Annotated in this window: 8 protein-coding genes; 1 reads left to right on the top strand and 7 read right to left on the bottom strand. The window is 40.6% G+C overall.

All coding sequences use genetic code 11. From position 1 onward, the window contains the following. The first annotated feature begins 365 nt into the window (after positions 1-365). A complete protein-coding gene (locus ACEW80_RS17095) occupies positions 366-1,013 on the top strand; it encodes a response regulator (protein WP_373527738.1) in 648 nt (215 codons plus the stop codon). A gap of 293 nt (positions 1,014-1,306) precedes the next feature. Here ACEW80_RS17095 and ACEW80_RS17090 read toward each other — a convergent pair whose 3' ends face one another. The 7 genes from ACEW80_RS17090 to devC all read right to left on the bottom strand — a co-directional run. Beyond that, positions 1,307-1,603 carry a hypothetical protein gene (locus ACEW80_RS17090; protein ID WP_373527737.1) on the bottom strand — a complete coding sequence of 99 codons (297 nt, stop codon included), beginning with the start codon at positions 1,601-1,603 and terminating at the stop codon, positions 1,307-1,309. Between the two features lie 138 nt (positions 1,604-1,741). Then, positions 1,742-2,995 (bottom strand): glycosyltransferase, encoded by a 1,254-nt coding sequence (locus ACEW80_RS17085; protein ID WP_373527736.1) that lies wholly within the window; start codon positions 2,993-2,995, stop codon positions 1,742-1,744. Between the two features lie 76 nt (positions 2,996-3,071). Beyond that, positions 3,072-4,331, bottom strand: a complete 1,260-nt coding sequence (locus ACEW80_RS17080; protein WP_373527735.1) for a glycosyltransferase family 2 protein — start codon at positions 4,329-4,331, stop codon at positions 3,072-3,074. A gap of 179 nt (positions 4,332-4,510) precedes the next feature. Next, on the bottom strand, positions 4,511-4,969 hold the full coding sequence (locus tag ACEW80_RS17075; RefSeq protein WP_373527734.1) for a DUF2141 domain-containing protein: 459 nt from the start codon (positions 4,967-4,969) through the stop codon (positions 4,511-4,513). Between the two features lie 127 nt (positions 4,970-5,096). Next, on the bottom strand, positions 5,097-6,080 hold the full coding sequence (locus ACEW80_RS17070) for a glycosyltransferase family 2 protein (protein WP_373527739.1): 984 nt from the start codon (positions 6,078-6,080) through the stop codon (positions 5,097-5,099). A 29-nt stretch (positions 6,081-6,109) separates the two neighbouring features. Further along, positions 6,110-7,114 (bottom strand): NAD-dependent epimerase/dehydratase family protein, encoded by a 1,005-nt coding sequence (locus ACEW80_RS17065; RefSeq protein WP_373527733.1) that lies wholly within the window; start codon positions 7,112-7,114, stop codon positions 6,110-6,112. Positions 7,115-7,303: 189 nt separating this feature from the next. Next, the coding region (gene devC, locus ACEW80_RS17060) for an ABC transporter permease DevC (RefSeq protein ID WP_373527732.1) at positions 7,304-8,412 on the bottom strand (1,109 nt) is incomplete at its 5' end.

Genomic DNA, 8,412 nt, shown 5'->3' with positions numbered 1-8,412 from the left:
AATAAAATGCAGTTATCGTATGAAGCTTATTAAGTGTGAAACAACCTAGTTATGTAAAAAAAATAACTAGTCCGACGCGTTAGTGAACTAGTTTTTAAAGAAATCCTCTTCTCATGCTATGAGTATTATTACTCATCCACACATAGTAAAAACTGCAAAAGTATAGATCTGAGTCAATTGGTGCTACTTTCCGTCTAAAAAGCTACCCAGGGAAAGGGACTGAGATTGTGCTGAGTTGGCCAAGCGCTGTTTTGAAAATAGGGAGTATGGATTAAATTAAAAATTAAGACATTTGCGTGTAAATGCAGAAAATAAAACAATAATGTAAATGTATTAAAAATAGTCTTGATACCTCGTATTTATATATGGAAAAAGATAAATCAGTCAAACCGATTCGGGTCATTACTGTTGATGACCATGAGATACTGCGCGGAGGTATTAAATTTGGTTTACTGGCCTTTGATGACATTGAATTAGTGGGTGAAGCGCGTAATGGAGATGAAGCAGTATATCTGTGCGGACAGTTGCAACCAGATGTGGTGCTGATGGATTTGATGATGCCGGGGATGAATGGGGGAGAAACAACAAGAGCTATTCGGAAAAAATACGCAGAAATTCAGGTTTTGATTTTGACCAGTTTTCTAGAGACAAACTTGGTACAGCAAGCAATGCAAGCCGGTGCTATTGGTTACTTGCTCAAAGGTGTCTCAATTGATGATCTGGCGGATGCTATCCGATCTGCTGCCATAGGTAAGTCAATGTTAGCAAAAGAGGTAATTCAAGCGTTGCTGCAACCAAGCAAAGCATCATCTCAACCTATGTATGAATTAAGCAAACGGCAAAGAGAGGTTTTAGTACTGCTGACTCTAGGATTGAGTAATGAAGCGATCGCTCAACGAATGAAACTGAGTCCTTCTACTATCAGGCATCATGTTAGTGAAGTACTTAATAAGTTAGGGGTAACTAACCGCACTGAAGCTGCAACTACGGCAATACGAGTCGGATGTGTTTAATAATGGTGAGTTAACCACGTTACTTTTGAACAATCTATATTGCAAAGTTTTAAGATAATCAATTTTAGTCAAGCTAGGAAGTGATACCTACGGTAGGCTACGCCAAAGATATTATTATTGTCATGCCAGTAAATAGTTAATTGTTGCGGGTTGGTGTATCTCAATACGGTTTGGATAAGACTTGATCCCCCCCAACTCCCCTTAAAAAGGGGGGCTAAGAATGGCTATATTTCCCCCTTTTTAAGGGGGATTAAGGGGGATCTTTAAGGACTATGTATTTTAACCAAACCGTATTACTCTGGATCTAAGTTGCAGGTCGGTGCATCTAAGTTGCAGGTCGATACACCTAAGTTGCAGGTCGGTGCATCTAAGTTGCAGGTCGATACATCTAAGTTGCAGGTCGATACATCTAAGTTGCAGGTCGATACATCTAAGTTGCAGCAAACCCTATTTAGATAGCACGGTGATGCAAATCTAATAATCGAAATTCCTATCCAATCAGCATTTTGTAACAGTTGCAGCAGTTGTGAGTTCCCTTGTAGCAGTGCTATGATCGCATTTGTATCCAACAAGTAGCGACTACCACTCATCCCGCAGCATCCTTTGCATCGCTTGGGTGATAATGTTGGGTTTCGTTCCTCAACCCAACCTACACCGGTTTTAGTTGTTAGCCTTAACCCAAGTGTATCGCTGTGTTTGCGATCGTTATGGTCTTACAATACCTGTAGCTACATCCGCCTTGTGCGACCTTCAACGATTTGGTAAAGTTTGTCTTCAAACTTTTGCATACACGCCGACCAATCGAAGTCTAGTATGGAGGGGCGAGCATACTGAGTCATGTCTGCTTTCAAGTCGGGATTTTCTAGAATTGTAATCACCTTTTGGGCGAAGTCTGTAGGATTGTTAGGTTGGGCAAGAAAGCCGTTGCGCCCAGGATATACTTGTTCTGAGGTTGAAGGTGCAACAACAGCAACTACAGGGGTTCCAGACGCTAACGCTTCATTATTTGTAGTGCAGAAGTTTTCGGTAATGGAGGGGTTGACAAAGACATCTGCTCTAGCAAACCAACCTAAAAGTTCTGTACCGTGAGACTCGCCCCATACGGTAACACCCGATCCAAACTTTTGGGCACGCTGACGGATCTCTGCATCTAGGGGTCCACTACCAACAATCACCAGATGGACATCAGGGATTTTAGCAGCTATGACTGGAAATATATCAAGCAGTTGGTTAACATTCTTCTCAGGAGTGATGCGTCCGACAAACAAAATAGTCGGTCGGTTGTCATGAGGAATCGGGTCGTAACAGATGTTTCGCGGGTGAAATTTTTCGCAATCGATGCCTTGATAAGGGACATATTCGGCGCGTTGGCATTGCAATTCTTTGTATTTAGTCAGTTGTTCTCTAGAAGAAAAGTAATTGAAGTCATAAGACTCACTAAACTGCTTAACTATAGCAGGAACGATGGGACGAACCAAGCTAAAGAACCAATCTCCAAAATAATATTTGATATACGCAACGATATCAGTATGAAAGAGTGATATTGTTGGGGTTCCGGTTCGTCTTGCGTATTTAGTGGCGATCGGGCGACCATAACCTTGCAAGAAAAATGAGTATAAACCTCTCATTTGCGCGGCTTCTTCAACTATTATAATGTCAGGCTGAAACTTCTCCAGTAACTTGGTATCGCTCCAATGTCGATAGTGCAATGGTTGAGGAAGAGATTTATAAAATAGCAGTGGTTGTGTAGGGAATGCGTAAGCAGAGAAGTTAGGGAAAGACTGAATTTCATTGAGTCCTGGCATCGGGCGATCGCCAACATTCTTAGGATAGCGATCGTTAATCTGCGGATGGATTAGAAAAACCTCATGTCCCTGCTCTAGCAGCCAACGAACTCGTTGATGTACTGCAACAGAAACCCCAGTTAAGAAAGGAGCGTACAATCCTGTAAATAGTGCAATACGAAGTGGTTGCTTAGTCATATAAAAAGGGAATATTTTACTAAAATACTGATTGTGAATTTAGGATTTACGCAGAGAATATTTAATTACCAATTATTCAAAGAGAAACCTTGCTATCAATAGGCTGATCTAACCATTGATAAGGGCGATATTCAATTAGCCGCACATTCCGAGGGCCTTGAACTCGATAGGAGACACCGCGCCAAGTAACTGTTGAGTTCCACAATGACGATAGCATCGCTAACCCATAAACCCACTGTGTCAAGGGAATCCCAATCAACATTTTGATGATTGTCGCAGGTGATAATTTGGCGATCGCCTGGTCGTTAGAGCGAACCACTCGCTGTATCTCTAATTCCAACACGAGCATTATTAAAAGTAATCCAACAGTGTAGACACCATAGCAGCCAAGTAGGAGAGATGCAGCTTCCCATTTTGCCCCTAACAATGACTCTAGAATCAACATTACGACTATAGTAGGAAACAAAATGCTAGAAACAGCTTCACTAACTAGAGCTAACCAACGTGGGTGATAAAGGCGAGAATAAAGTAAAAAACGTTTGAGATAGTCTATTAAGTTGAATAAGTCAATCTCTTCACGATTGACTATCAGCAGCGAAGGCACAAACTTTACTTGTAATCCATGTTTTTTTAAGACATCGTGCATCATAAAATCTTCGCCTAAAGCTTGTCCCCATTTATCTAGCAGTTCTGTTTGGCGAAGCACTTCTGTTTTCACAGCCAAAGTTCCACCCCAAGGAATTTGGAAGAGAAACATTTGCACTATTGTGGATACATTGCCTGTGTACCGCACTAAAGATCCCCAATAGTTACCTGTAGGCACATACCAACGATTACCTGTTGTAGCCCCTACTTTGGCATCGCCTAAAGGACTGACTAATTCTCGCAGCCAATTTACATGGACTATGGTATCGGCATCTACTAAAGCAACCACTTTGTAGGAATCATCCAACTCACGGACAGCTTGCACCAAGGAACTGCATTTGAGACTACAATTGTTGCGGACTATTCTCAAAGGGCTGATTTGAACATTAGTCGCTTCTTGCTCTGTGATGGTTTCACTAGCAATTCTCCAAGCGGGATCTTCGTGACTATCAACGATCAACTTTAAATCATACTGTGGATAGTTCTGATTTAGGAGCGATCGCAAACATCTGGGCAAAAACGGATCGGCTCCACGTAGGCAAAGAATCACTGCTGTTTTAGGTAACTGCTCATCTGGCAATAAGTTTTTTTTAGATGACCGCAGATACCATATAAACACAAGCGTTAAACACACCTGAATCACCAACCAACCCATCAAAGACTTAGAGAGAAATATCGCCAAATCTTCCATTAAATTTTTAATCTCCGGTAGAATCTCGGCTTGTTTATATGTAGGTTTGATCTAAACCGTAATTCTGAAGAATTGGGCATGGGGCATGGGGCATGGGGCATGGGGCATTGGGCATTGGGCATTAAATATTAGTTATTCTTTCTCCCTCATCTCCCTCATCCCCCCATTCCCCACTCTCTTTACGAATCCAGCGAATATTTCATGATGATGTTGACTGTTGTATTTTTGTTTACAACAAAGCTGGCATCACGAAACTTTGGTGCACCTGTTTGGATGGACACAGTTGGATTTTTGGAAATCCCAAAACCTTCTTGAGGAATACCGAAAAAGTCTTTGTTGAGTTTGCGATCGCCATTCTGATCATCCACTACTGCGATCGCATAAGTCCCAGGCTTTAAACCGGAAAATTCTTTTTTTACAGAACTGCCTGTAATCTTAGCGCAGCCACTTTTACCTTCACTAGTATTACTCATCGGGAATCCTTTTTCACCTGCGTAAACTCGGAAGCAAATTTCACCTTTTTGGTGCTGTATTCCATTTATCACAACGCTTAGTGTTGCAGTTGGTTCTGCATTCACTGTTTTAGCAAAGCTGATACTCACTAAAGTAGCAAGTAAAACATGAGATAGTTTCAGCATAATTTTGTAGTGAAGAATAGGTGATTTTGGTGCTGATAAAAAACTGCGATCGCCGTAGATTTTGGCGGTGCGTTCGTCGCAGACGTTGACGCAGCCATCGCCAGCTTTTATTTTTGAACTAATTCCTTCAAAGTGTGACTTGCTGTTCTTTAATTGATGCTGGTTGCCAACGTTTCCAGAATACTTGCAACACTCTTAGCAAATCTTTCAGCAAAAAATATTCTGTCCCTTTTAACTGCTGATGTAGACTTCTGTGACAACACAGCCGCTCATACAAACTCATGGGACTACGCCATATAGAGAGTAAATACTCCCAGAGTATTCTCCAATGTGGCAATAAAATTTGTCCTTTCTTTGCTGAATCAAACCATACTGTATAGGCATAAAAATCAGGCAGCATACTCAATAATGGTTTTTGATTTTTGTCAGCAAACAACAAATAATTGGGAAAGAACATACTCAGTGATTGTTGCGGATGACTTCTGGCAAAGAACAAGTATTCAGGGATTTCATAAAATCTACCAAGAATACCAAGTCTTAACAAGAAAATTCCATCAGCATTACCATAACCACCCATTGGCGGTACCATTCTCAAGGCACTAGCGCGAATTACCCCATAACATTGATAACAGAAATGTTTAGTCAGCAATTCGTGAAAACGTTCGTGTGGTTTTAGTGTATCTGCCTTGAGTTTGATATCGTAACTTTGAAGAAAATTCCCCTGTTCATCAATGAAATACACCTGAGAGTGACACAAGATTATGGTAGGATCTTGGTCAAGCAACTCTACACACTTCCTAATAAAATCTGGAGCGTGTAGATCATCATGGGCTGCCCATTTAAAATACTCACCTGAAGACAATTCAAAGACGCGATTGAAGTTCCGGGCGCAACCGATATTTGTGTCATTGCGGTAGTAACAGATACGTTCGTCTTGCTCGGCATAAGCTCTACAAATTTCTTCAGTTTTATCTGTAGAGGCATTATCGCAAATAATTAACTCAAAATCTTCAAAGCTCTGAGCCAAGAGTGAATCTATGGCTTCTTTGATAAATTTTTCACCATTGTATACAGGTAATCCGATGCTCAATCGTGGCTGATTGCTACTCATAGAAAACAAGTATTCTAAAAATCTGTGGACTATTTCATCAAACTTTGGATATCTGTTTTTTGCAGCCATTCATGTGTTCGCTGCATGCCTGATTCTAGGTCAATTGCTGGTTTATAATTTAAAAGGCTTTGTGCTTTGACAATGGAACAGGCATAGGGACGAGTCATAAAATCTATAGACTCTGGTAAAATATCAACTTTTTTGCGAAAAAGTTTTTGTCCTTGAACACGCAGCTTTAGAAACAACTTGATTTCATCTTTTGGTAATGAAAGCGGTGCTTGTAAACCTTCCATTGCTGCTACACGCATAAAATACTCTTTCCACGAAGTTTCTTGTCCGTCGGTGATATTAAATATTTCACCGTAGGTTTCTTTTTCAATCGCTAGAAAGATGCCATCAATCAGGTTATCTATATATACGTGATTGATTACTCCTTTACCATCGTTGGCACAGGCAAATAATTTTTGACGCATCATCAGAATTGGTCTGACTATCCAGGGAATACTTCCTGGGCCGTAAACATCTCCGGCTCGAATAACAATAATGCCAAAATCTGGAGAATTATTTAGTTCTAAGAGTGCTGTTTCGGCTTCTATTTTCGTTTGACAGTAAGGATTATTTTCGCCAGAGAGTGGCCCTGATTCTGTCACGCCATCAGGATAGTTAAAACCGTAAACCATTACGCTGGATAGATGTACAAATGTTTTAACACCAGCCTGTTTAGCAGCTTTAGCCATGTTGACAGTACCGCCAACATTGACATCATGAAAATGCTTAATTGCGCCAGCTTCTTCGGCAATCTGATGTGTATGTAAAACGATGTCTACTCCCTGACAAGCCTTTTGGGCAATAGTAGAATCGGTGATACTACCAATAATTACCTCAACACCTAAATTCTGTAATTGTTTGTTCTTTTCTGTAGAACTTTGTAATCCACGAACCTTCATTCCTTGGGCTATGGCTAACTCGGCTGTACGCAAGCCGACAAGTTCATCAATCCCGGTAATTAGGAGGGTTTTGTTGTTGAGGTTCATAGAGTCTGGTTATACCAATTTTGGATTTTAGATTAAGATACCGAATATTTTTTCACGCAGAGGAGGCAGCGCGGTCTTCTCCCAAAGGGAGAGGCTAGCGCCTTCGCGGAGCGTCTCGTAGAGAAGGGGGTTTCCCCCATGAGTGACTGGCGTCGCGCAGAGGCGCAGAGAGAGAAAAAAGAGGTAAGATTAGAAAATATCTCCTGGGTCTGCGGAGCGGAGTTTGTTGATAGCAAGCGCTCCTGAGGTTATACACATTAAAACTGTTGAAGTTAAGACAATTAGTGCATTATTAGTGGTCATAACTATTGGTAATTTAGTTGCTTCTTGTGCAAAACTATATACCAACACAGAAGTAAGAAATCCTGGGATATAACCTAAAATTGCCAAAATTAAAGCTTGCTGAAATACCACATTTAATAAATATCTATTGGCATAACCTATGGCTTTTAAAGTGGCGTAAGCAACGAACTGCATAGCAATATTGCTATAAAGAATTTGATAAACAATAACCACACCAACAACCGCAGCCATTGTCAACATCAAGTTAAGAATAAAACCAATGGGTGTTCTAACAGCCCAATATTTTTTCTCAAAATCAATGAAGCCTTGGCGGGTAAAAACTTGGACATCATTAGGCAAACTTGCTTGCAAATTTTTCAGTACTGTTTCTGCATTAGTACCAGGTTTAAGGGAAATCAAACCGATATCTATCATATCTGCCGGACGAGTGTTAGGATTTATCCTCAAAAAAGTTGAGTCACTAACAAGTAAGTTGCCATCTACCCCAAAGGAAGGCCCTAAGCTGAATAATCCACCAATTCTGACTCTATAACCAATTAATGAATTGAAGGGAAATATTTCAATTGTCTGTGCAGTCTCTCCTGCATTAAATTTTTCAGCTATTGGGCCAAACTCTGGACGAGAAATTCGGTCAAAAAGCATGACATCGGGAATTTTGAGTTTATCTAAATTGTTCTCAACTTCTGGAATATTCATCACAGGTCTACCTGGATCGAAACCAATAACATATATTGAGTATTTCTCACCAGTTGCCGGATTTTTCAGTTTGGCAAATTGCAAATACATGGGGCTAACTGACTCTACACCATCAAACCCCAGAGATTGATACAAACGTGTCCGCGAAAAGCTTTGATTTGAGGTCAAAGATTTATATTGTGAACTGACTAAAAATAAATCTCCCTTGAGATTCTGATGCACTGCGGTTGCACTGGAATAGAGAGCATCTTGAAAACCAAGTTGCACAAACATTAGCAGCACAATAAAACCAATCCCGG

Origin of the sequence: Nostoc sp., from assembly GCF_041747015.1 — a bacterium.
Taxonomy (GTDB): Bacteria; Cyanobacteriota; Cyanobacteriia; order Cyanobacteriales; family Nostocaceae; genus Nostoc.
This window is presented reverse-complemented; position numbering and strand designations above follow the sequence as displayed.